The organism is Streptomyces sp. NPDC006602 (genome assembly GCF_042870385.1).
GTDB lineage: Bacteria > Actinomycetota > Actinomycetes > Streptomycetales > Streptomycetaceae > Streptomyces.
The window spans coordinates 278,950-302,169 of sequence record NZ_JBIAHG010000007.1 but is presented as its reverse complement, the minus strand read 5'-3'; the positions used below and the strand labels follow the sequence as shown (position 1 = coordinate 302,169).

The window sequence follows — 23,220 nt, the reverse complement described above, 5'->3', positions numbered from 1 at the left end:
CTTTCAGGAAGAGTCGTAAGAGAGGATGCAGAGAAGGAAGTCAGTGGAGATCAACCGGGATCGGCCGGGATCGGCCGACATCCGTTGGAATCCGTTGACATCCGTCGAGATCTAACCGGAGTCCGCGGCCCTATCAGCCGAAGTCGGACATGATCTTGCTGATCTCGCTGTTCTGCTGCTCTTCCGACGCGGAGTAGTTGCTCCGCGTGGAGTCCACGGCTTCCTTGATGTCGTTGAGGATGTCGTTCATCTTCTTCGCATCCGAGTTCCAACGGTCCTGCAGCTGGCGGTAGGACTGGGCCGCCTGACCCTGCCATCCGCCCGCGATCTGGTCGATCACTCCGTTGAGACGGCTGATCTCGCCCTGCAGCTGACCGCTGACAGTACTGATGTCACCGGAGAGCTTAGTGAGTTCGTCCTCTGTTACCCGGAACTGTCCGGCCATGTTGAGCCTTCCCCCATGTTGTCGTTGATCCGGGAAACCTGCAGTGGTGCCCGGAGAAGCTTCACAGCGTTGAGCGCTGCAAACACTCTATCGTCAGCCTGTCCCACATCCACAGGCACGACCAATCAGTTACACGGCTCACACACTTGAGCGATCATCTCGTGACCCGTGCGCCGCCGGAACCCTGAAGTACGCCTGCCGGTCAGCTCGTTGACCGACCGTCATGGCTCTACTGGCTCTGTTCCTGCGATGCGCTACCGGTATCCAGAGTGGGCCCCTTCGGGATGAACGTCGCCCACGTCTGCGGCACGATCGCGGGGTTCGAAAGGTCCTCGTAACCCAGCCGCGTGCGCGCCTTGTCCGTCTCGCTCGCATCACCCTCCGACGAGGAAGAGGACGATGACGATGACGATGAGGACGATCCCTTCGCCTCACTGTCGTTGTTCGCCGGCAGCGAGTACCGCAGGCCCGTGTCCGTCAGCAGGTATGTCGCCCCGCCGCCCCCTGCCGCACCGGAGACCTCCCGGAAGAGGAGTCCCGAGCCGGACGAGACGTAGGCGCTCAGCGAATCGGCGACGATCCTCTTGGGATACGTCGTTCCGGCCCAGGCGGCGAGCCGCGGCTTCTGGTCCGCGCCGAGGGTGCCGTCGTAGACGCTGCACGAGGTGGTACGGGCCTCCTCGGTCGCCGTGGCCGCGGAGTTGGCCTGCCGCGGGACGGTCTCGGGCCAGCCCTTGTCCGCGTAGAAGCTGTCCGCCGGGCCGCCGTTGGCCTTGATGATCTCCGAGGGCGAGATCGTCATGCCGTTGACTCCATCCGTCCCGTTCGCGGAGGACGAGGCCTCGAGCAGGCTGGCGACGAAGGGCGTGATGTAGGCGACCTCGTCCTGGAGGACGACGTAGTACTGCTGCTTGCCCTGCGCATCCGGCGCCTTGAGCACCTGCCCCACCGTCTGCGCCTGGGCGGGGAGCCCCTGGACCTGGGTCGGCTCGCCGGCGGACGGGACCGTCGGGAACGTGATGGTCCCGCCGTCATTGAGGGTCTTCAGCCATTCCTGGCTCACCGGCTGCGGCTTGGCCGTGGTGCTGTTGCCGATGACTGCCGCGCGCAGCTGCTCCATGGTGGTGTCGTCGAGACCCGACGTACCGCCCAGCAGGAATTTGTTGCCCTTGCCGTCGATCAGGTAGCGCAGTCCGGTCTTGCTGTCGACGACGTACAGGGCCTCACGGGGGTCGACCTTGCCCGCGCCGCCGAGCGACTTCGCGTCGTCGGCGTCCAGGACGAAGACGGCACGGTCGATGGCGTCTTCCGATCCCGGGGCCGGGCGCTCGCACACCGCCCAGGTCTTCGTCTTCTCCGCGTCGTCCTTGGTGGGCAGCCGGTCGGGGGCGTACGGGATACCGAGGGTCGCGCCGTGCGGGATGCCGCTCTTGTCGATCTCCTTGCCGGGGACCTCCAGGACGCTGCCCTTGCCCTTGTCCAGGAGGAGCTTGGCGGAGGCGTAGTTGAGGACGGGGTGCAGCGTCGCGACCTTCTTGCCGTTCGACGCATCGTCGTTGAGGACGACGTAGCGCGTCGTGGAGTCGCTGTCGACGATGATGTACTCACCGGGCGTGTCCCAGCCCTTCGGCGCCGCCGGCTTGATCACGCCCCAGGCGATGAAGCCGATCACCAGCACGACGCCGATCGCCAGGCTGGGCATCACCGTACGGATGGGACGCGGAGCGCCCTCCTCGGAGCCGCCCGGCGACGGCGCCAGGAACGCCGCGACGGTGCGCTTGCGCGCGAACGTGTAGGCGGCGAGCTCGTCCTGACGCTTGGCCATGATCCCCGTTTCTCCCGTTTTTTACTGCTCGACCATGTTGCACTGATCGATCATGTTCGTACTGCTCGACCGTGTCGCACTGAACGATCGCGTCCGTACCACTCGACCGTGTTGGTGCTGATCGACCGTGTGCGGAGGGCCACTTCGGCCACGCAGGCAACTACTATGCCCTGCGCACCGGGCTCACGGTTCACCAGGTGTATGGCCGCCCTCGCATCTTCACAGAGCTTCACCACAGCCCTCCACCGTCCGGGTCCCGTCCATGACAGGCTGGCCACCTGGGGTTTCGGTGTCCCCTGTGTCGCCTCACGTTCCACAGCGGGTACCGTGAGCCGCCCACATGCATGTTGTGGGCCCAGTGAGTGGCCACCACTTCGCGAAAGGGATGTCCCGGGGGATGACCAGCGCTACGAGCACTCGGCGCGGACGCCGCGCACCGCAGCAACAGGGAGGTCCGAGCCGCAGACGTACGTCAGCTGCTCCGACCGCCCCCGCTCCCGCCGCCGCGTCGCCGCGCACGCTGCCCCGCCCCGGCGGTCTGGGTCCGGTACGGCTGCAGCAGCTCGTCCTCGTGGAACTCGCGGCAGCCCTCATGGTGACCGCCTGGGCCACCGACGTGTCCTGGCTGCTGGCCCCGGCCGGTGCCGTGGCCGCGCTGCTGCTGCTCCTGGCGGTCCTGCGCCGGGGCCGTCGCCCGCTGCCCGAGTGGTACGACACGACGCGCGCCCTGCGGCAGCGCCGACGCGACGCCAAGCTGCCCGTGCCTCCCGGGTCGGACGCGACGCTGGCCCCCGTCCTGGAGTGCGACCCCGCCCTGCGAACGCACAACTTCGTGTCCCGCGACAACCGTTCGATCGGCATGATCGGCGACGGGACCTTCCTGACCGCCGTGCTCTTCGTGCAGCCGGCGGATCTGCCGCTGCGTCCCGGGGCCGCCCAGCGGCAGCTCCCGCTCCGGCTGATCCAGGACGCCCTGGAGGTCGACGGGATCCGGCTCGCCTCCGCGCAGGTCGTGCAGCACACCCAGCCGGCGCCCGCGCCGCATCTGCCCCAGCAGTCGCTCGCCGCGCGGTCGTACGGCCCCCTCCAGGCGCAGGCCGGTTCGCCCGCGCTCCGGCTCACCTGGGTCGCCCTCAAGCTCGACCCGGAGCTGTGCCCGGAGGCGGTCCAGGCGCGCGGGGACGGTGTTCCCGGAACACAGCGCGCGCTGCTGCGAGTTGCGGACCAGCTGGCTAGCCGACTGGCCGGAGCCGGCTTCAAGGCGACCATCCTGGACGAGAACGAGCTGGTGCAGGCGCTCGCGACGTCCAGCTGCCTGAACCCGCGCGCCAACGCGCAGCACGCTCAGGACGGGCGAACCACCCAGCGCCGTACGGTCGAGGCGGTGCGGACCTGGCGGGTCGACGACCGGTGGCACACGACGTACTGGGTGTCCCGCTGGCCGCAGTTGGGAAGTGGCGGCGTGGCGCTGCCCGAACTGGTCACGCGGTTCACCTCGCTGCCGGTGCTCGCCACGACGTTCAGCATGACCCTGAGCAAGGCCGGCAACCGGGGTGTCTCCCTCACCGGTCACATCCGCGTCACCGCCCGCGGCGACAGCGAACTCGGCCAGCTGGGACGCGAGTTGGAGCAGGCCGCGAGTGCCGCGAAGGTCGGCCTGGTACGCCTCGACCGCGAACAGGTCCCCGGCGCCCTCGCCACTCTGCCGCTCGGAGGTACGTACTGATGTCCCATCCCGCCCAGACCATGCCTCCGGGACAGCAGGGCCGTGCCGCCGCCTCCGGACGCACACCCGCCCACGTGGCCTCGCCCACCGACACCGGCATGATCCCCATCATCGGGCAGCCGCAGCCACCGGAGCAGCAGCAACAACGGCGCATCTTCAGCCCGGGGTTCGGGCTGCGCGGGCCGCGCCGCAACCGTCATGTCGTCACCGCCGACGAGCTCGCGGCGATCGACATGCCGATCGGTGACGACGGCGTGATCATCGGCACCGACCCGGAATCGCAGCCGGCCGTGCTCGGACTGTCCCGGCCGACCGCCTTCGATGTCGTTTTCGTGGGTGGTCTCTGGCTCGCCCAGGTGCTGGCGCTGCGCGCCGCCGCGACGGGTGCGCGCGTGGGAGTCGAGACCGGCCGTCCGCAGGCCTGGCAGCAGTTGGCCCAAGCGGCGGGCGGCGGCCAGCAGTGCGTGACGGTCTATCCGGTGGGACGGGTGCCCGCGCAGGGGCCGTCCGTCTCGAGTCCGGTGGTGCTGATCCGGGACTGCGGCGTCCGGCCGCCGCGCGGGCGGGTCACGTCAGTGCCGTGGCAGGCGGTGGTGACGGTGCTGCCCTTCGTCAGCGAACACGCGCCGCGTTGGCTGGCGCAGGCCCATCTGGTCGGGATCCAGCGCATCTCGCCCCAGGAGACCGATGTCGTACGTGACACTCTGGGCGTGCCCGACGAGCATCTCCAGCACCTTCCGACCCTTCACGACGGCGTCGCACTGTGGTGCACTCGCAAGCACCACAAGTTCGTGATGACCGCACCCACCGACGCGGAGACGGGTCTGCTGGGCGTTGCCCGCCGGATGGACTGACGACGCGTCACCGTCTCGCGGAGCGGGGAGCGCGGAGAAGAGGGGCGCGGGGAGAAGAGGGGCGCGGGGAGAAGAGAGGCGCGGGGCATGGGGGGCGAACAAGCCGACCCCACGGGGCTTTTCCGTCCGTGCCCATGGGGGCTTTTCCGTCCCGCCGTGTGAGTGATTAGGCTTCTGGTGGTGCGGTGACGATCGCAGTCGCGTGGGACCAGCCACTCGGCCCGCCGGCCGCGACGACGACCACTTCAGCATAAGTGGCTGACCAGGAGGCAAGCAGTGAACAGGGATCGGTCCGAGTACAACGGCGGCAGCCCTTCCTCGGACGGCGACGATCACGAGGTGGATCTCACCGGTGAGTTCGAAATCGTCTACGAGCCTCCCGCCTGGTATGCCCAAAGCACGCAGGGTGGTTCCACCGCCGGGGGACAGCAGGACGCCGCGCGGACTCCGCCGGCATCGCCGCCACCGCCGACCGGAACGCCCGTAGGGTCGCCCACCGGGCCGCCTGGCGTTGGCCCCGCACCTGCCCCCGCACCGCAGCGTCCCGCACCGACGCAGCCGCCCGCCCAGGCCGCTCAGCCGGCACAGCCCTCGCAACCCGCGCAGCCCACTCCGCCTCAGGGCACTGCCGCGGGTGGCTACGGATATCCGCAGCAGCAGCCCCCGCCGGGTGCCCCCGCTCCCGCTCCCGGCGGGTACGGCTACCCGCAGCAAGCGGGTGCCGGCGCGCCCCAACAGCAGCCTCCGGCCCAGCCGCCCGCCGCACCCCAGCAGCCGACGCCTGCTGCCCCGCCCGCCGCCGCGCCCGGCTTCCCCGTGCTGCGCCCGGTCTCCGATGACACCCAGGGCGGCGCGTCCCAGACCGCCACCCCGGCGGCCGGCGTCCCGGCCCCCGAACAGCCCGCCCCCGCGCAGCCGGAGGTCGAGCTCAACCATGCCGCCGCCGACGCCGAGGCGGCGATGCTGTTCGGCGGCGGTGCCGACGACGTGGAGCCGGAGGAGGAGCAGCCGGGCGCCGAGGCGGAGTCGGGTGACTCCACCGGATCGGTGTCCGGTGCCGACACGGACTCCCCCGCACAGACCGACACCGAGGCCGAGCCGACGACAGCGGCGGCGACGCCGGAAGCAGAGCCGCAGGCACCGGCCGCGCAGGCGCCCGCCGGTCCCCCGCAGCCGCCCGCGGCTCAGGCCCAGCCCACCGGGCAGCCCATGCCGCCCCAGGCCGCCCCGGGGCTCCCCCCGCTGCCGCAGGGCTTCCCGCCCGTGCACCCCGGCCAGGGAGTACCGCAGCCGGACCAGCAGGCCGCGGCCGCCGCCCAGGCCGCAGCCGCCCAAGCAGCCGCCGCTCAGGCCGGCGGTTACGGCTACCCCCAGCCCCCCGCCCAGCCGCAGCCCGGACAGCCCGCACACCAGGACCCTCCGCAGGGCGCGTTCGGCCCGGCCCACCAACCCGGCCAGCCGCCGCAGCAGCCCGTATCGGCCGACCCGAGGCAGGCAGCCCAGCCCGCACAGCACCACCCCCAGCCCCAGCAGCCGTACGGCGCGCCGCAGCCGCCCGCCCCCGGTTACGGCTACCCGCAGCAGGCGCCCCCGCCCACACAGCCCGGTTACGGCTACCCGCCCCAGCAGACGGGCTACGGCTACCCGCAGCACGCCCAGCCGCAGCAGCCCGCACCCGCGCAGCCTGCACAGCACCAGCAGCAGCCCGCGCAACCCCCGCAGCAGCAGCCCCCGGCCCAGCCACAGCCCCAGCAGTACCCCGCCGCCCCGCCCGCCGCCTACGGCGACCAGGGCTACGGCGACCAGGGCTGGAGCGCCCCGCCCGGCCCGCAGCCCGGCGGCCCCGGTGCCCCTCAGCAGCAGGCCGCGCCCGGCACCCCGCTCGGCTACAACGCGGCCGTCGAGCTCTCCTCCGACCGGCTGCTGCGCAATCAGCCCAAGGCCCGCAAGAACAACCAGGGCCCGTCGCGCTTCAAGCTGGGCGCCAAGAAGGAGGAGGCGGAGCGGCAGCGGAAGCTGGGTGTGATCCGTACGCCGGTGATGTCCTGCTACCGGATCGCGGTGATCAGCCTCAAGGGCGGCGTCGGCAAGACCACGACGACCATGTCGCTCGGCGCCACGCTCGCCTCCGAGCGTCAGGACAAGATCCTGGCGATCGACGCCAACCCGGACGCCGGCACCCTCGGCCGGCGGGTCCGGCGCGAGACCGGCGCCACCATCCGCGACCTGGTCCAGGCGATCCCGCAGCTGCACAGCTACATGGACATCCGCCGCTTCACCTCGCAGGCGCCGTCGGGACTCGAGATCATCGCCAACGACGTCGACCCGGCGGTCTCCACCACCTTCAACGACCAGGACTACCGCAGCGCGCTCGATGTGCTGGGCAGGCAGTACCCGATCATCCTCACGGACTCGGGCACCGGTCTTCTCTACAGCGCGATGCGGGGAGTCCTGGACCTCGCCGACCAGTTGATCATCATCTCGACCCCCTCGGTGGACGGCGCGAGCAGCGCCTCGACCACGCTCGACTGGCTGTCGTCGAACGGCTTCGCCGATCTCGTCCAGCGGTCGATCACCGTGATCTCCGGTGTCCGCGAGACGGGCAAGATGATCAAGGTGGAGGACATCGTCGCGCACTTCGAGACCCGCTGCCGGTCCGTCGTCGTGATCCCCTTCGACGAACACCTCGCGGCGGGCGCCGAGGTGGACCTCGACATGATGCGGCCCAAGACCCGCGAGGCCTACTTCGATCTCGCCGCCATCGTCGCCGAGGACTTCGCCCGTACCCAGCAGGGCTTCGGCAACCCGCACCTGCAGCAGTACCCGCAGCAACAGCCCCAGCAGGGCTACGCACCCCCGCCGCAGCAACACCAACAGCCCTACGCCCAGCCCGGCGGCGCCCCCCAGCAGGGCCAGGAGTGGCAGCAGCAGCCCCCGCAGCAGCCGGGACCGGGCCAGGGCTGGCAACAGCAGCCGGCACCGGGCCAGGGCTGGCAGCAGCAGTCGGCGCCGCCTCCGCAGGATCCGCAGCAGGGCGCCGTACCGCCCGGCTGGACGCAGCAGTAACGGACCGTTCGGCAACAACATGACAGAGGGCCGGCACCTTCACGGTGCCGGCCCTCTGTCACACGTTCAGGCGAGTTCTTCGGCGCCCTCGATCAACTCACGGCAGCGCTGCACGTCCACCGCGATCGCCTTCAGCAGCGCGTCCAGCGAGTCGAACTTCGCCTGCCCGCGCACGAAGGCGAGGAAGTCGACGGCGACGTGCAGGCCGTACAGATCCAGCCCCACTCGATCGATGGCGTACGCCTCCACCGTCCGTTCCGTCCCGTCGAACTGCGGGTTCGTGCCGACCGAGATCGCGGCCGGCATCGCCTCGCCGTTCACGTGCAGCCAGCCCGCGTAGACGCCGTCGGCCGGGATCGCGGTGTGGGGCAACGTCTCGACGTTGGCGGTCGGGAAGCCCATCTCGCGCCCCCGCTGCGCGCCTCGTACGACCACGCCCTCCACGCGGTGCGGGCGGCCCAGGATCTCGGCGGCGCCCTCGACGTCGCCCTCGGCGACCAGGCGCCGGGTCAGCGTCGAGGAGAAGGGCTCGCCTCCGCCCGCCGCGCCGGACACGTACAGGTCGACGACCTCGACCTCGAAGTCGTAGACCTTGCCCTGCTCGGCGAGGAACTCCACGTTCCCGGCGGCCTTGTGGCCGAAGCGGAAGTTGGGGCCCTCGACGGCGGCCTTGGCGTGCAGCTTGTCGACGAGGACCTTGACGACGAAATGGGCGGGCGAGAGCTTCGAGAACTCCTTCGTGAAGGGGAGGATCAGCACCGCGTCCACGCCCAGCTCGGCCATCAGTTCGGCACGGCGATGGTGCGGGGCCAGCAGCGGCGGATGGCTGCCGGGGCGGACGACCTCGCTGGGGTGCGGGTCGAAGGTGACGACGACGGCGGGGACGCCCAGCTCACGCGCGCGGTCCACGGCGTGCCGGATGATCAGCTGGTGCCCGCGGTGCACCCCGTCGTAGGAACCGATGGTGACGACGCTGCGCCCCCAGTCCTCGGGGATGTCCTCCAAGCCACGCCAGCGCTGCACTGTGACTGCTCCTCGTCGCAAACTCGTCGAACCCGTGTCCGTGCTTGTCTCATACGCAGGTCTAAGGGTGCCATGCCGGGGGTCCGGGGCTCGCATCGGCATGGGGGCTGTGACCCGGCGCACGTACGACCCGTCAGGCGGGTACCCGTACGCCCGCCGGGTTCTCGATCATCCGGCGGCGCTCGGCCCCACCACGGCCGCACATTCCTGAGGTTGGTCAGCCGGCCGGCCACCAGCAAGGCGAAGCCGGAGACGTGCCGCCCGAGGTCCACGAGGCCGCAGTCGAAGCGGGTCGCGCCCTCCGGGTGCGGACGAGGAGAAGGCCGGTGCGGTGGACCAGGCCGCGCACGACAACGTATCCGCGCGACCGCGCGTCGGCGTCGGCGTCGGCGTCGGCGTCGGCGTCGGCGTCGGCGCCCCGACGATCCGCGCCGCCCGAGCCAGTGCCCGGCGGGCCGCCTCCCCGAACCGAGACGTCGTCGTCCCGCAGATCGGCACCGCGCAGCCACAGGGTGGGCGCCTGTTCCGCACTACGGTGACGGCAGGCGGCAAGGGCCGCGAGTTCGGTTGTACGGCCGCTGCCGGGCGCCCCGACGAGCCCGAGGACGGCGGCCGGTCCCGCGATGAACGCGGCGAACTCCGCCGTCACGGCAGCCCGTTCAACCGGCTCCGCCATCCCCGGCCCGCAGACACCCGCACCCGGCTCGCCCACACCGGACTCGTCCGCGCCTGCCTGCTTCCCACCGGCCCTCGCACGCCCACTCCCGGCGGCCCCGCCCAACTCCGCCCCGCGCACCCCACCCCCGCGCCCCCCGGTCCGGCCGGCACTCCCACCGGCCCGTCCTGCCTCACCGAGGTCGCCGTGAGTTCCGGCACCCCGGCCCGTTGAGGTCGGCGCCGTACGCAGGGACAGTGGCCGGGTTCGCGGCGAGCAGGTCCGCGAGGGACCGCTCGTCGCCGGTCGCAGCGGCACCGCGAAAGCCGCGTCCCGGTGGTCGCTCCGCAGCACGGTGCCGAGGACACCGATCACGGCTCCGGTCGCGCGTCGAGGACCGGGCCGCGGGCCCTGTCCCGCCATGGTCGAACCTCCCCGCCGTACACACGTGCCTGTCTGCCGTACGCACGTGCCTGATTCGACGGTGGGCGCGAGGTGATCAGCCGGACAGATCGCGCGACGAACGCGCCCCCTTCCGCTCCCCCGCTTCACTCCGAGCGCCTGCCCGGTCGGGTGAATGGACGGGGGCGGTTGGATACACCCTAGGGGTGGGGGAACCGAGGGGGGAACCGTGGAGCGGCGGCAGCGACGACCCCGTGATCGCCGCTCCACGGGCGGATTTTGCACCGTGCGTGGGTCGTCGGCCTCAGCCGAAGACGGCGAGGCTCTTGGCCTTGCCCTTGTGCTCCTCGACGAGGGCGAGAAAGCGGCCCTCGGGGTCGAAGACGGCCACGGCACCGGCGTCCCCGTACTCGCCGGGCATGTCGAGCCGTACGCCGTTGGTGAGCAGCCGGGCCCGCTTGTCGTCCACGTCCCAGCGCGGGAACGCGGCCGTGGCGGCCTCGGCGATCGGCATCACCGTCAGCTCCTGCTGGAGCTGGTCGAGGGTGCGAGCGGAGTCCAGCCTGTACGGTCCGACGCGCGTCCGGCGCAGCGCCGTGAGGTGACCGCCGACGCCCAGGCCGGCGCCCAGATCGCGGGCCAGAGCCCGGATGTAGGTGCCGGACGAGCAGACCACCGAGACGACCAGGTCCAGGACCGGGGTGCCGTTCTCGGCGACGGCTTCCCGGACGTCGTACACCGCGAAGGACGAGACGGTGACGGGCCGGGCGGGGATCTCGAACTCCTCGCCCTCCCGCGCCCGTTTGTAGGACCGCACGCCGTTGATCTTGATGGCGCTGACCTTGGACGGCACCTGCATGATGTCGCCGCTCAGCTTGGCGATCCCGGCGTCGACGGCGTCGCGGGTGACCTTCGAGGCGTCTGTCGACCCCGTGATCTCGCCCTCGGCGTCGTCGGTCAGGGTCGTCTGGCCGAGGCGGATCGTCCCCAGGTACTCCTTCTCGGTGAGCGCGAGGTGCCCGAGGAGTTTGGTCGCCTTTTCCACGCCGAGGACGAGGACGCCCGTCGCCATGGGGTCGAGCGTGCCGGCGTGGCCGACGCGTCGGGTCCGGGCGATGCCGCGCATCTTGGCGACGACGTCGTGCGAAGTGAAGCCCGACGGCTTGTCGACGATGACAAGGCCGTCGGGCGTCCGGTTCTGCTGGGTCATTCGGCGGCGTCGTCCTCGTCCTCGTCCGGCTTGCGGTACGGGTCCGGTCCGCCGGCGTACGTGGCGCCGGCCGAGACCTCGCGCACCTTCTCGTCGGACTGCCGCGCCTTGTCGAGGAGGTCCTCGATGGTCTTGGCGGTGTCCGGCAGGGCGTCGGCCACGAAGGTCAGCGTCGGCGTGAACTTCACGCCCGCGGCCTGGCCGACCGCGGAGCGGAGCACGCCCTTGGCGCTCTCCAGTCCGGCGGCCGCTTCCGCCCGCTCCTCGTCGTCCCCGTACACCGTGTAGAAGACGGTCGCCTCCCGCAGGTCACCCGTGACCCGGGTGTCCGTGATGGTGACCTGCGAGCCGAGCCGCGGGTCCTTGATCCCACGCTGCAGCTTCTGGGCCACCACCTCTCGGATGAGGTCCGCCAGCCTCTTGGCCCGCGCGTTGTCGGCCACTGGTCGTCTCCCGTTCTTCCTGTTCCACGTTCAGAAAATCTAGTCGTCGTCGCCGTGGAAGCGCCGTCTCACCGACAGCAGTTCCACCTCGGGGCGCCCGGCGACCAGGCGCTCGCACCGGTCCAGTACGTCGGTCACGTGCCCCGCGTCACCGGACACCAGCGCGAGGCCGATACCGGCCCTGCGGTAGAGGTCCATGTGGTCCACCTCGGCCGCGCTCACCGCGTACTTCCGCTGCAGTTCGGCGACGATCGGACGGACGACGGAGCGCTTCTCCTTCAGCGACCGAACGTCGCCGAGGAGGAGGTCGAAGGACAGCGTCCCCACATACATGTGTGTAACCGGTTCACCCGCCGGTACGGGATCGATGGCCCCGCCATCCAGTGGACAGGGACATCAAGAACGGTACAACGAACGGGCGGGCTGCTCGACGGGATTGTTTCGCCCCCGCCGCCCCTGCCCTCCCGTCCCTGCCCGTCCCCAGGGGCTCTGCCCCTTCGACCCGGCCAGAGGGCTCTGCCCCCTGAACCCCCGCTCCTCGAACGCCGGAGGGGCCTGGATACGGCCGAAGCCGGCCGACGGGAAACAAGTCCCGCCGGCCGGCGAAGGAACCGTCGGCTGTTACGCCCGCGGCTTCTCGCGCATCTCGTACGTCGCGATGACGTCGTCGACCTTGATGTCGTTGAAGTTTCCGAGGTTGATACCGCCCTCGAAGCCTTCGCGGATCTCGGTGACATCGTCCTTGAAGCGGCGCAGACCGGAGATGGTGAGGCTCTCCGCGACCACCTTGCCGTCGCGGATGAGGCGCGCCTTGGTGTTGCGCTTGACCTCGCCCGACCGGACCAGGACACCGGCGATGTTGCCCAGCTTGGACGACTTGAAGACCTCGCGGATCTCCGCCGTACCGAGCTCGACCTCTTCGTACTCCGGCTTGAGCATGCCCTTGAGGGCCGCCTCGATCTCCTCGATCGCCTGGTAGATGACCGAGTAGTAACGGACGTCCACGCCTTCGCGTTCGGCCATCTGCGCGGCACGCCCTGCGGCGCGCACGTTGAAGCCGATCACGATGGCGTCCGAGCCCATCGCCAGGTCGATGTCCGACTCCGTGACCGCACCGACACCACGGTGCAGGACGCGGATGTCGACCTCTTCGCCGACGTCGAGCTGGAGCAGCGAGGACTCGAGAGCCTCCACCGAACCGGACGCGTCGCCCTTGATGATGAGGTTGAGTTCCTGCACCAGACCGGCCTTGAGGGCCTCGTCCAGGTTCTCCAGGGAGAACCGGACACCCCGGCGGGCGAAGTTGGCGTTCCGCTCACGAGCGGCGCGCTTCTCGGCGATCTGGCGGGCCGTACGGTCCTCGTCGACGACGAGGAAGTTGTCGCCGGCGCCCGGGACGTTGGTGAGACCGAGGACGAGGACCGGGGTCGACGGACCCGCCTCTTCCAGGTGGTCACCCTTGTCGTCGAGCATCGCGCGGACACGTCCGTACGCGTCGCCGACCACCATGGTGTCGCCGACCCGCAGGGTGCCTCGCTGGACCAGGACGGTCGCGACGGCACCGCGGCCACGGTCGAGACGGGACTCGATCGCAATACCCTGCGCGTCCTGCTCCGGGTTGGCCCGCAGGTCGAGCGAGGCGTCCGCGGTGAGGACCACGGCCTCCAGCAGGCTCTCGATGTTGAGGCCCTGCTTCGCGGAGATGTCGACGAACATGGTGTCGCCGCCGTACTCCTCGGCCACCAGACCGTACTCGGTCAGCTGACCGCGCACCTTGGTCGGATCGGCACCCTCGACGTCGATCTTGTTGACCGCGACCACGATCGGCACGTCGGCCGCCTTGGCGTGGTTCAGCGCCTCGATCGTCTGGGGCATCACACCGTCGTTGGCCGCCACCACGAGGATCGCGATGTCGGTCGACTTGGCACCACGGGCACGCATGGCGGTGAACGCCTCGTGACCCGGGGTGTCGATGAAGGTGATCTTGCGCTCTTCGTCGTTGACCTGAGTCGTGACCTGGTACGCACCGATGTGCTGCGTGATACCGCCGGCCTCGCCCGCGACGACGTTCGTCTTGCGGATGGTGTCGAGGAGGCGGGTCTTACCGTGGTCGACGTGACCCATGACGGTCACGACCGGCGGACGCGCGACGAGGAACTCCTCGCCACCCTCGTCCTCGCCGAACTCGATGTCGAAGGACTCGAGCAGCTCGCGGTCCTCCTCCTCGGGGCTGACGATCTCGAGGACGAAGTTCATCTCGTCCGCGAGGAGCTTCAGCGTCTCGTCGGAGACGGACTGCGTGGCAGTGACCATCTCGCCGAGGTTCATCATCACGCCGACGAGCGACGCCGGGTTGGCGCCGATCTTCTCGGCGAAGTCGGTGAGGGAGGCACCGCGCGACAGGCGGACGGACTGTCCGTTGCCGCGAGGCAGCATCACGCCGCCGACCGACGGGGCCTGCATGGCCTCGTACTCCTGGCGCCTCTGCCGCTTCGACTTGCGACCGCGACGCGCGGGACCGCCGGGACGACCGAAGGCGCCCTGCGTGCCACCACGACCGCCCGGACCACCGGGACGACCACCGAAGCCGGGACGACCGCCGCCGCCACCGCCGGGACCACCGGGACGACCGGCGAAACCGCCGCCACCGCCACCGGGACCACCGGGACGACCGGCGAAACCGCCGCCACCGCCACCGGGACCGGCCGGACGACCGGCGAAGCCGCCGCCACCGGGACGACCGCCGCCACCGCCACCGGGACGACCTGCGCCGCCCGGACCGCGACCCCCACCGGGGCCACCGCCGGGACGCGGGCCGGCAGCGGGACGCTGCGGCATCATGCCGGGGTTGGGACGTGCGCCGCCGGGACCGCCGCCGGGACGCGGACCGCCGCCCTGCGGACGGGGCATGCCGCCCGGGCTGGGACGCGCGCCGCCCGGAGACTGCGGACGGGGACCGCCCGAAGCGCCCTGGGGACGAGGACCGCCCTGGCCCTGCGGACGCGGAGCGCCGCCGGGGGCACCGGGGCCACCAGGACCGCCGGGACGCGGGGCACCGCCCGGACGGGGCGCCTGCGGGCGCGCCATGCCGGTGGAACCACCAGAGGTGAACGGGTTGTTGCCCGGACGGGGACCGGCCGGACGGGCTCCGGGACGCGCGGCCTGGCCACCCTGACGCGGAGCGCCGGGACGGTCGCCGCGGTCGGGACGGTCACCGCGACCCTGGCCGCCCTGGCCGGGACCGGCCGGACGGGAGCCCGGACGCGGGGCCTGGCCGGCCGGACGCGGGGCGCCCGGACGGGGGCCGGAGCCGGTGCCGGTGCCGGAGGGGGCGCCAGCGCCAGTGCCGGAGGAGGCAGCCGGTGCGGCGGGAGCCGCCGGCGGTGCCGTGAACTCGGGCGTGGTCGGAGCCGGAGACGCCGGGGCGGGCCGCGGCGCGGGCTTCGGGCCCGGGGTGGGACGGGCGCCGGGAGCGGCCGGCGCGGCGGGAGCCGCGGGCTTCTCGGCGGCCGGCTTGGGAGCCGGCGGACGCGGGGCTGCCGGACGGGCGGCCTGCGCGGGAGAGGGGGCTGCCGGCCTGGCCGGAGCAGCCTTGCGTGCGGAAGCGGGCTTGCCGCCTCCGTTGCCCTGCTGGAGGGCGTCAGTCAGCTTGCGTACGACGGGCGCCTCGATCGTCGAGGAAGCCGAACGGACAAATTCACCGAGTTCTTGGAGCTTGGCCATGACGACCTTGCTCTCAACCCCGAACTCCTTGGCGAGTTCGTATACCCGGACCTTAGCCACTTCGCTCCTTTTAGGTCCGGGGTGTGTCCGGACCGTCGCTACTTCATGGGCGTACTCATCGCGTGCTCATCGAGTGCTCATCGCAATCTCGACCTACTTCCAACTCGCGGGGTACCAGGGCCGCACGGGGGTTCCGCACGACGCTTCTTACGGTGTTGCCTGCCCGACGTACAGGCGCAACGCCTTGGTGTCGAGCGGTCCCGGGGCGCGCAGCGCCCGTGGGAAAGCCCGACGGCGTACCGCCAGGTCGAAACAGACCAGGGCGGGGTGCACATACGCACCCCGGCCGGGCAGCGTACCGCGATCATCGGGGACGCATTCGCCCTCGATGGCCACGATACGCAGCAAGTCCTTCTTGGCCGCTCGCTCCCGGCACCCCACACAGGTGCGTTCAGGGCATGCGCGGGCTCGCGTCCGGCCAGACACTCTTAAGTCTACCTCCCCGCACCGACCTCACCCCTTTGGGGCAAGAATCGAACGGTTGTTGTCGTGATCTAAGCGACCTGCGGCTTGGATCTATTCCCCGCCGCGGGCCCGGTCCTGCTCCTCGGGCTGCTCGGTGTCCGGACGGATGTCGATCCGCCAGCCGGTCAGGCGGGCCGCGAGGCGGGCGTTCTGCCCTTCCTTGCCGATCGCCAGGGACAGCTGGTAGTCCGGCACGGTCACCCGGGCCGACCGGGCCGCCATGTCCACGACCTCCACCTTGGAGACGCGCGCCGGGGAGAGCGCGTTCGCCACCATCTCGGCCGGGTCGTCCGACCAGTCCACGATGTCGATCTTCTCACCGTTCAGCTCGCCCATCACACTGCGCACCCGACCGCCCATGGGGCCGATGCAGGCGCCCTTGGCGTTCAGACCCGAACGGGTGGACCGGACGGCGATCTTCGTGCGGTGACCGGCCTCGCGGGCGATGGCGGAGATCTCGACCGACCCGTCGGCGATCTCCGGCACCTCCAGCGCGAAGAGTTTTTTCACCAGATTGGGATGTGTACGGGACAGGGTCACGGACGGACCGCGGACCCCCTTCGCCACCCGCACGACGTACGACCGAAGGCGCATCCCGTGCTGATACGTCTCACCGGGGACCTGCTCCTGCACCGGCAGGATGGCCTCCAGCTTGCCGATGTCGACGAGCACGTTCTTCGGGTCGCGGCCCTGCTGGACGACGCCGGTGACGATGTCGCCCTCACGGCCCGCGTACTCGCCGAGCGTCGCGTCGTCCTGGGCGTCGCGCAGCCGCTGCAGGATGACCTGCTTGGCGGTGGTCGCGGCGATACGGCCGAAGCCGGACGGGGTGTCGTCGAACTCGCGCGCCTCCTGCCCCTCCTCCAGGTCCTCGGGGTCCTCCTTCGCCCACACGGTCACGTGGCCGGTCTCCCGGTTGAGCTCCACGCGCGCGTGGCGGCGGCTTCCCTCGGTGCGGTGGTAGGCGATGAGGAGGGCCGACTCGATCGCCTCGACCAGCAGGTCGAAGGAGATCTCCTTCTCCCGCACCAAGCCCCGCAGGGCACTCATGTCGATGTCCATGGCTACGCCTCCTCCTCTTCCTTCATGTCGTTCTTGTCCTTGCGGTTGAACTCGACCTGGACGCGAGCCCGGTCGATGTCCCCGAAGGCGAGTCTGCGGGCGGTGGCCTTGCGGCCCTTCACACCGGGCACTTCGAGGTCGACGCCCTCGTCGTCGACCCGCAGGATCCTGGCGACCAGCTCGTCGCCGTCGGTCAGCTGGAACCTGACCAGCCGGTCCGTGGCGCGTACGTAGTGCCGGTGCTCCTTGAGGAGGCGCTCCGCGCCGGGGGTTCCGACCTCGAGGGTGTACTCGCCCCGCCCCATCGCGTCCGTCTCGTCGAGCTTCGCCGAGAGCTCGCGGCTCACATCGGCGATCTGGTCGAGGTCGGCGCCGGTGTCGGAGTCGACGACCACGCGCAGCACACGCTTGCGTCCGACCGAGTCCACCGCGATCTCCTCGAGATCCAGGCCCTGGGAGGTGACGAGCGGTTCCAGGAGCTCTCGCAGCCTCTCGCTCTGGGTGGTGCTCATCCGGGTGACTCCTCGGCCGCGTGTGCTGTTGTGGGTAGGGCGCGTGTCTGGTCAAAGGGTATCGGGTCCAGGGGGGTGTTGCCGTCCACCTGCGCGGGGACGGTGCCGCTGAGTGGCGGCGAACCGGTGCGCGGGTACCGTGATCACCTGCGGGGCCGCCCTCCCGCCCGCGTGTTCGTACGAGCTCTCCGAGGACGTCTGCCGTGCCGTACCCCCCACCGCCGCGCACCCCCTCGGGGCCGCGCAGAAGAACGCTGCTCGCCTCCGCCGCCGGGGCCGCCTTGCTGGTGGGCTGCTCCACCGGGACGGAGGACTCCGACGGCGGGACGGGCGGCAGTCCGTCGGTCGTCGAACGGGCACGCGCGCGTGCGGCCGGCGAGAGTACGGATCTGGTGGCACGCTACGACGCCGTCATCGCCGTACATCCCGCGCTGGCGCAGCGGCTGGGACCGCTGCGCGCGGAGGCCGTACGGCATGCGGAGGCGTTCGGGAGCACCCGGCAGGCATCCCCCCGGACCTCGGAGACCTCCCCTTCGGGGTCACCCACCGCCGCCTCCCCGTCGGCGGCTGTCCCGGTGGACGAGAAGGACGCCCTCGCCGACCTGGCCGCCGCCGAGCGGACCCTCGCGGACCGGCGGGCGAAGGCGCTGCTCGACCTGCCGGGTGAGCTGGCACGGCTGCTGGCCTCGGTGGCGGCGGCCGGGGCGGCGCACGCCTATCTGCTGACGGAGAGTGCGAAGTGAAGGAAGCGGAACTGACGGCCCTCCAGGCCGCGCTGGCCGCCGAGCACGCGGCGGTGTACGGCTACGGGGTCGTCGGCGGCCGGATCCACGAGGGCCGTCGTACGGAGGCGAAGGCGGCGTACGACGCCCATCGGGCCCGGCGTGACGCGCTGGCGCGCGAGGTGCGGGACCAGGGCGGCACGCCGGTGGCCGCGGCGGCGGCGTACGCGCTGCCCTTCCCGGTGCCGGACTCGGCCGCGGCCCTGCGGCTGGCCGCCGAGCTGGAGGACCGGGTGGCCGGGGTCTACTCCGACCTGGTGCGGGCGGCCGGGGACGAGCGGCGGGGCACGGCGGCCGAGGCGCTGCGGGAGGCGGCGGTGCGGGCGGTGCGCTGGCGCGGCGAGAGCGTAGCCTTCCCTGGGCTCGCCGAGCGGGCGGCGACGGCGTCGGCACCGGGCTCGGCATCGGCGACGCCGACCGCGTAACGCGTACTGGAAGGAAACGACTCGCGCATGGCTTTCGAACCGCCGCAGCGTCTGGTGAGGGCGCTCGGCGAGACGGCACCGGACGGTGACGACTGGTTGGAGAAGCTGCCCGAGGCGGCCCGACAGGCCGTCGCGCTGCGCGAGTTGACCGTCGAGCGGGTGCAGCTGCCCGGTGGGCGCAGCAGCCTGGTGATGCTGGTGCGGCGACCGGACGGGACGCCCGCCGTGCTCAAGCTGGCCCCGCCCAGGGCCCGCCCGGAGAGTGAGCGGGCCGCGCTCGCGCACTGGGGCGGTCGGGGCGCCGTACACCTCCTCGAACCTTTCACGGCTGAGGGTGTGCTGCTTCTGGAGCGGCTGAGTCCGGACGTTTCGGTGCGGTCGCTGCCGGAGGCGAAGGCGCTGCTGGAGGCTGCCGGGACGCTGCGGCGGCTGTGGGTGGAGCCGCCCGCCGACGCGGACGCGCATGTCTTCGAGACGGTGGCCGAGCGGACCGGGCGGCAGGCCGAGGCGATGCGGGCGAGTGCCGGCGCCGACGCGGAGTTGGTGGCCCTCGTGGACGCGGCGCTCGGCGCCCGGGAGGAGTTGCTGGCCGCGCCGCCCGAGGACCGGCTGCTGCACGGGACGTTCCGGCAGAGCAAGGTACTCGCCGGTGAGAGGACGCCGTGGCTGGCCGTGGGGCCGGACCCGGTGGTCGGCGAGTGCGCCTTCGATCTGGCGCGGCTGGTGCGGGACCGCGTGGAGGATCTGATCGCCTCACCCTCGGGGGCGGCGACGACCCGGCGGCGGGTGAAGCGGCTCGCGGAGTCGCTGGACGTGGACCAGGAACGGCTGCGCGGCTGGACGCTGTTCCGCGCGGTGGAGTCGGGGGTGCGGGCACTGCGCGTGGGGCGGCCGAGGGATGCCGAGCTGTTGCTGGAGTTCGCCGGGTGGCTATAGGTCGGTGCGGCGAGGAGTGGTTTCGGCGCGGTGCCGGCCATCCTGTCGCTGCGGCTACGGCCTGGCTGGTCGCGCAGTACCCCGCGCCCCTTCGGGCGCTTCATCCGGGCCCCAGTTCGACGCGAACACGCCGGCCGCCGACGCGAGCGTGACCGCCGCCCCGGCGGCCGCCGAGATGTGTCTTTGAATCAGGCGCCTCCGAATCACGCGGTAGCGGTCAGGCGGGCGATCGCCTCCTCGACCGTCAGCTCCTCGCGCTCACCGGTCCGGCGGTCCTTCAGCTCCAGCACGCCCTCGGCGGACCGCCGGCCGGCCACCAGGATCTGCGGTACGCCCATCAGCTCGGAGTCCGTGAACTTCACGCCCGGGGAGACACCGGCGCGGTCGTCCACCAGGACGCGGAGGCCCGCCGCCGCCAGCTTGCCGGAGACGTCGAGGGCGAGTTCGGTCTGCAGGGCCTTGCCCGCGGCGACGACATGCACGTCGGCGGGCGCGACCTCCTTCGGCCAGCACAGGCCCTTGTCGTCGGCGGTCTGCTCGGCGAGGGCGGCGACCGCGCGGGAGACGCCGATGCCGTAGGAGCCCATGGTCACGCGGACGGGCTTGCCGTGCTGGCCGAGGACGTCGAGCTTGAGGGCGTCGGCGTACTTGCGGCCCAGCTGGAAGATGTGGCCGATCTCGATGGCACGGTCCAGCTTGAGGCCGGTGCCGCACTTGGGGCAGGGGTCGCCCTCCTGCACCACCACGACGTCGACGTACTCGCCGACCTGGAAGTCGCGGCCCGCGACGACGTTCTTCGCGTGCGTGTGCTCCTTGTTGGCGCCCGTGATCCACGCGGTGCCCGGCGCCACGCGCGGGTCGGCGATGTACCTGACCTTCTCCAGGCCCAGCGGCCCGACGTAGCCGCGGACCAGGTCCGGACGGCCCGCGAAGTCCGCCTCGGTGACCATCTCGACGGTGGCCGGGGCGAAGTGCGCCTCGACCTTGCCCAGGTCGACCTCGCGGTCGCCGGGGACGCCCACAGCGACGATCTCCCCGTCGACCTTCACGAGGAGGTTCTTGAGCGTGGCGGAGGCCGGGACGCCGAGGGAGGCGGCGAGGGTCTCGATGGTCGGGGTGTCGGGGGTGGGGATCTCCTCGGCGGCCGGAACCTCGGAGCTGTCCCGCTCCTGGAGTTCGTACGTGATCGCCTCGGTGTTCGCCGCGAAGTCGCAGTTCGGGCAGTCCGCGAAGGTGTCCTCGCCGGCGTCGGCCGGGGCGAGGAACTCCTCCGACTTCGAGCCGCCCATCGCGCCCGCGGTGGCGGCGCAGATGCGGTAGTCGAGGCCGAGACGCTCGAAGACCTTCTGGTAGGCCTGGCGGTGCAGGGCGTACGACCGGGCGAGACCCTCGTCCTCGGTGTCGAAGGAGTAGGAGTCCTTCATCAGGAACTCGCGGCCGCGCAGGATGCCGGCGCGGGGGCGGGCCTCGTCGCGGTACTTGTGCTGGATCTGGTAGAGGATGACCGGCAGGTCCTTGTAGGAGGACGCCTGGTCCTTCACGATCAGCGTGAAGATCTCCTCGTGGGTCGGGCCGAGGAGGTAGTCGCCGCCCTTGCGGTCCTTCAGGCGGAACAGCTCCGGGCCGTACTCGTCCCAGCGGCCGGTCGCGTCGTACGGCTCACGCGGCAGCAGCGCGGGGAGCAGCACCTCCTGGGCGCCGATCGCGTCCATCTCCTCGCGGACGATCCGCTCGACGTTGGCGAGGACCTTCTTGCCCAGCGGCAGCCAGCTCCAGATGCCGGCCGCGGTGCGGCGGACGTAGCCGGCGCGGACGAGCAGCTTGTGGCTGAGGACCTCGGCGTCCGCCGGGTCGTCGCGCAGCGTCTTCGCCATCAACTGGGACATGCGCTGGACCGGTGCGTTCGCCATGGTTCTCGTACTCCTGCTGCGTAAGGGTGATGCCAGGAGGTTAGCCGGGAGGCCGATGCCGGTGGAAATCGGTTAGCGGCGGCGCAGCGGCAGGGGGGCGCCCATCACGGCGTACGGCTTGGGGGCGCTGGGGAAGAGGACCTGGCGGGCGAGGTCCTGGTAGCCGAGGGAGTGGTAGAGGCCGCGGGCCGGGCTGTGCTGGTCGATCGCGGAGAGGATCGAACGGGGTTCGGCGGCGGTGTCGGTGATCGTGGTGATCAGGGCGCGGCCGATGCCACGGTTCTGGTGGTGCGGATGGACGTGCAGCTCGGTGATCACGAAGGAGTTGTCGAGCCAGTCGTCGCAGTGTCTGGCGCGGAGGTACGGCTCCACGACGGTCGACCACCAGTGGGTGCGGTCGTTGGGCATGCCGTACACGAATCCGGCGAGGCGGCCTGCGACCGTGGCGCCGAAGGCCCTTGCTCCCGGGTAGGTCATGTGGCGCAGGACGATCTGGCGGCGTACGGCGACCTCGTCGGGGCCGAGACCGAAGGCCAGGGCTTGGACGGCCAGGGCCTCGTCCACGTGGATGGAGAGGTCCAAGGGGCCGATGACGAGGTCCATGTCGGGGAGCCTACAGGGGGGGTTTCGGCGGAGGTGGGGCCGGTCAGAACAGGACACTCATGAACTCGCCGACCTCTTGGAAGCCCACTCGCCGGTACGTCCTTCTCGCCGCCGTGTTGAAGTCGTTGACGTACAGGCTCACCACCGGGGCCACGTCCGCCAGCGCGTAGCGCAGTACCGCCGCCATGCCCGGAGCCGCCAGACCCCTCCCCCGGTACTCGGGGGCGACCCACACGCCCTGGATCTGGCAGGCGCGGTCTGTCGCGGCACCGATCTCGGCCTTGAAGACGACCTTGCCGTCCGCGTCGAGGCGGGCGAAGGAGCGGCCGGCGGCGACGAGTTCGGCGACCCGGGCCTGGTACAGCAGCCCGCCGTCACCCGCCATCGGCGAGACGCCGACCTCCTCGGTGAACATCGCCACGCACGCCGGCATGATCGTGTCCATCTCGTCCTTGCGGATGCGGCGGACATAGGGATCCGGGGCGATCGTGGTGGACACGCGGTCGGTGACCATGAGGGGCTGGTGGGGGCGGACCTCACGGGCCGGGCCCCAGCTCGGTTCCAGCAACCGCCAGAGCAGGGAGGTGGGTTCGGCCGGGCCGACGACGGAGGAACAGCGGCGGCCGGCCCTGCGGGCGCGGTCGGCGAAGGCCCGCACGGCCCTCGGAGTCGCACAGATCGGGACCAGGTTGGCGCCCGCGTAGCACAGGGACGTGAGCATGCCGTCCTCGTACCAGCCCCACATCTCGCCGCCGAGCCGCCATGGGTCGAGTCCCGCGACCTGCACCCGGGACGTCACGAAGGCGTTCGCGACCGGCTCACGGTCGAGGACGGCGAGCGCGGCATCCAGGTCGCTCGGTTCGAGGACCCGGGAGGTGGTCTGGGTCAACACGGGCGGGGCCTCACACTGGGGTCTGCTGATCTCCGCACTGTACCTGCGGAAGCTGAGCGGCGCCGCCCTGTGGTGCCGCTCGCTTGTGGGCGACCCCTCGGCTGCCCGTCCCGTCCCTGGGGGCTGCCGCCCCAGACCCCGCGTCGGCCCGAAAGGGCCTCGTCCTCAAACTCCCCCACTCTCGGCTTCGCTCGAGCGGGG

Annotated in this window: 19 protein-coding genes and 1 pseudogene; 6 read left to right on the top strand and 14 right to left on the bottom strand. The window is 71.4% G+C overall.

Annotation, left to right across the window (positions count from 1 at the left end):
* Positions 1-133: 133 nt before the first annotated feature.
* Positions 134-445, bottom strand: coding sequence for a WXG100 family type VII secretion target (locus tag ACFYO2_RS21220; protein ID WP_388351079.1), 312 nt, complete (start codon positions 443-445; stop codon positions 134-136).
* A gap of 229 nt (positions 446-674) precedes the next feature.
* Positions 675-2,270: a type VII secretion protein EccB gene (eccB, locus tag ACFYO2_RS21215; protein ID WP_388351076.1), complete on the bottom strand. Its 1,596-nt coding sequence runs from the start codon at positions 2,268-2,270 to the stop codon at positions 675-677.
* Positions 2,271-2,667: 397 nt separating this feature from the next.
* Between eccB and eccE the strand changes: the two genes are divergently transcribed.
* From eccE to ACFYO2_RS21200, 3 genes are all read left to right on the top strand, one after another.
* Entirely contained in the window at positions 2,668-3,996 is a 1,329-nt protein-coding gene (eccE, locus tag ACFYO2_RS21210) for a type VII secretion protein EccE (RefSeq protein ID WP_388351073.1), read from the top strand.
* A complete protein-coding gene (locus tag ACFYO2_RS21205; protein WP_388351070.1) occupies positions 3,996-4,850 on the top strand; it encodes a hypothetical protein in 855 nt (284 codons plus the stop codon). The genes eccE and ACFYO2_RS21205 overlap by 1 nt, the downstream gene beginning before the upstream one ends.
* 276 nt (positions 4,851-5,126) lie before the next feature.
* Positions 5,127-7,916, top strand: a complete 2,790-nt coding sequence (locus tag ACFYO2_RS21200; RefSeq protein WP_388351067.1) for an SCO5717 family growth-regulating ATPase — start codon at positions 5,127-5,129, stop codon at positions 7,914-7,916.
* A 66-nt stretch (positions 7,917-7,982) separates the two neighbouring features.
* Here ACFYO2_RS21200 and ACFYO2_RS21195 read toward each other — a convergent pair whose 3' ends face one another.
* From ACFYO2_RS21195 to rimP, 9 genes and pseudogenes are all read right to left on the bottom strand, one after another.
* Positions 7,983-8,939, bottom strand: coding sequence for a bifunctional riboflavin kinase/FAD synthetase (locus tag ACFYO2_RS21195; protein WP_388351064.1), 957 nt, complete (start codon positions 8,937-8,939; stop codon positions 7,983-7,985).
* 414 nt (positions 8,940-9,353) lie between these two features.
* A pseudogene (locus tag ACFYO2_RS21190) lies at positions 9,354-9,615 on the bottom strand (hypothetical protein); the annotation flags it as partial.
* A gap of 685 nt (positions 9,616-10,300) precedes the next feature.
* Positions 10,301-11,206 (bottom strand): tRNA pseudouridine(55) synthase TruB, encoded by a 906-nt coding sequence (truB, locus tag ACFYO2_RS21185; protein ID WP_388351061.1) that lies wholly within the window; start codon positions 11,204-11,206, stop codon positions 10,301-10,303.
* Positions 11,203-11,649, bottom strand: a complete 447-nt coding sequence (rbfA, locus tag ACFYO2_RS21180) for a 30S ribosome-binding factor RbfA (protein ID WP_388351059.1) — start codon at positions 11,647-11,649, stop codon at positions 11,203-11,205. Before rbfA ends, truB begins: the two co-directional genes overlap by 4 nt.
* A 39-nt stretch (positions 11,650-11,688) precedes the next feature.
* Complete coding sequence (locus ACFYO2_RS21175) at positions 11,689-11,982, bottom strand: DUF503 domain-containing protein (protein WP_388351056.1); 294 nt, start codon at positions 11,980-11,982, stop codon at positions 11,689-11,691.
* 288 nt (positions 11,983-12,270) lie between these two features.
* Positions 12,271-15,432 carry a translation initiation factor IF-2 gene (infB, locus tag ACFYO2_RS21170; RefSeq protein ID WP_388351054.1) on the bottom strand — a complete coding sequence of 1,054 codons (3,162 nt, stop codon included), beginning with the start codon at positions 15,430-15,432 and terminating at the stop codon, positions 12,271-12,273.
* 147 nt (positions 15,433-15,579) lie between these two features.
* Positions 15,580-15,858 carry a YlxR family protein gene (locus tag ACFYO2_RS21165; RefSeq protein ID WP_388351051.1) on the bottom strand — a complete coding sequence of 93 codons (279 nt, stop codon included), beginning with the start codon at positions 15,856-15,858 and terminating at the stop codon, positions 15,580-15,582.
* Positions 15,859-15,948: 90 nt separating this feature from the next.
* Positions 15,949-16,959: a transcription termination factor NusA gene (gene nusA, locus ACFYO2_RS21160; RefSeq protein WP_388351048.1), complete on the bottom strand. Its 1,011-nt coding sequence runs from the start codon at positions 16,957-16,959 to the stop codon at positions 15,949-15,951.
* Between the two features lie 2 nt (positions 16,960-16,961).
* Positions 16,962-17,471, bottom strand: coding sequence for a ribosome maturation factor RimP (gene rimP / locus ACFYO2_RS21155; RefSeq protein WP_388351046.1), 510 nt, complete (start codon positions 17,469-17,471; stop codon positions 16,962-16,964).
* A gap of 203 nt (positions 17,472-17,674) precedes the next feature.
* On the opposite strand from rimP, the gene ACFYO2_RS21150 reads away from it, so the two are divergent.
* Genes ACFYO2_RS21150 through ACFYO2_RS21140 form a run of 3 tightly spaced genes read left to right on the top strand, consistent with a single transcriptional unit; the run spans position 17,675 to position 19,614 of the window.
* Positions 17,675-18,214 (top strand): hypothetical protein, encoded by a 540-nt coding sequence (locus ACFYO2_RS21150; RefSeq protein WP_388351043.1) that lies wholly within the window; start codon positions 17,675-17,677, stop codon positions 18,212-18,214.
* Entirely contained in the window at positions 18,211-18,678 is a 468-nt protein-coding gene (locus tag ACFYO2_RS21145) for a ferritin-like domain-containing protein (protein WP_388351041.1), read from the top strand. The genes ACFYO2_RS21150 and ACFYO2_RS21145 overlap by 4 nt, the downstream gene beginning before the upstream one ends.
* Positions 18,679-18,705: 27 nt before the next feature.
* The gene (locus tag ACFYO2_RS21140) at positions 18,706-19,614 is read left to right on the top strand and encodes an aminoglycoside phosphotransferase family protein (protein ID WP_388351038.1); all 909 of its coding nucleotides are present in this window, start codon (positions 18,706-18,708) and stop codon (positions 19,612-19,614) included.
* A 203-nt stretch (positions 19,615-19,817) separates the two neighbouring features.
* Here the strand turns inward: ACFYO2_RS21140 and ACFYO2_RS21135 are convergent, their stop codons facing one another.
* The 3 genes from ACFYO2_RS21135 to ACFYO2_RS21125 form a co-directional block, all read right to left on the bottom strand.
* Positions 19,818-21,524, bottom strand: coding sequence for a proline--tRNA ligase (locus tag ACFYO2_RS21135; protein ID WP_388351025.1), 1,707 nt, complete (start codon positions 21,522-21,524; stop codon positions 19,818-19,820).
* Between the two features lie 72 nt (positions 21,525-21,596).
* Positions 21,597-22,127: a GNAT family N-acetyltransferase gene (locus tag ACFYO2_RS21130; RefSeq protein ID WP_388351022.1), complete on the bottom strand. Its 531-nt coding sequence runs from the start codon at positions 22,125-22,127 to the stop codon at positions 21,597-21,599.
* Positions 22,128-22,170: 43 nt separating this feature from the next.
* A complete protein-coding gene (locus tag ACFYO2_RS21125; protein WP_388351019.1) occupies positions 22,171-23,019 on the bottom strand; it encodes a GNAT family N-acetyltransferase in 849 nt (282 codons plus the stop codon).
* Positions 23,020-23,220 lie beyond the last annotated feature (201 nt).

Excerpts from the sequence above, each read along its gene's own strand:
- eccB (WP_388351076.1), bottom strand. The coding sequence starts at position 2,270 with ATGGCCAAGCGTCAGGACGAGCTCGCCGCCTACACGTTCGCGCGCAAG.
- ACFYO2_RS21205 (WP_388351070.1), top strand. The coding sequence starts at position 3,996 with ATGTCCCATCCCGCCCAGACCATGCCTCCGGGACAGCAGGGCCGTGCC.
- ACFYO2_RS21140 (WP_388351038.1), top strand. The coding sequence starts at position 18,706 with ATGGCTTTCGAACCGCCGCAGCGTCTGGTGAGGGCGCTCGGCGAGACG.
- ACFYO2_RS21220 (WP_388351079.1), bottom strand. The coding sequence starts at position 445 with ATGGCCGGACAGTTCCGGGTAACAGAGGACGAACTCACTAAGCTCTCC.
- truB (WP_388351061.1), bottom strand. The coding sequence starts at position 11,206 with ATGACCCAGCAGAACCGGACGCCCGACGGCCTTGTCATCGTCGACAAG.
- nusA (WP_388351048.1), bottom strand. The coding sequence starts at position 16,959 with ATGGACATCGACATGAGTGCCCTGCGGGGCTTGGTGCGGGAGAAGGAG.
- ACFYO2_RS21130 (WP_388351022.1), bottom strand. The coding sequence starts at position 22,127 with ATGGACCTCGTCATCGGCCCCTTGGACCTCTCCATCCACGTGGACGAG.
- ACFYO2_RS21135 (WP_388351025.1), bottom strand. The coding sequence starts at position 21,524 with ATGGCGAACGCACCGGTCCAGCGCATGTCCCAGTTGATGGCGAAGACG.
- rimP (WP_388351046.1), bottom strand. The coding sequence starts at position 17,471 with ATGAGCACCACCCAGAGCGAGAGGCTGCGAGAGCTCCTGGAACCGCTC.
- eccE (WP_388351073.1), top strand. The coding sequence starts at position 2,668 with ATGACCAGCGCTACGAGCACTCGGCGCGGACGCCGCGCACCGCAGCAA.
- ACFYO2_RS21175 (WP_388351056.1), bottom strand. The coding sequence starts at position 11,982 with ATGTATGTGGGGACGCTGTCCTTCGACCTCCTCCTCGGCGACGTTCGG.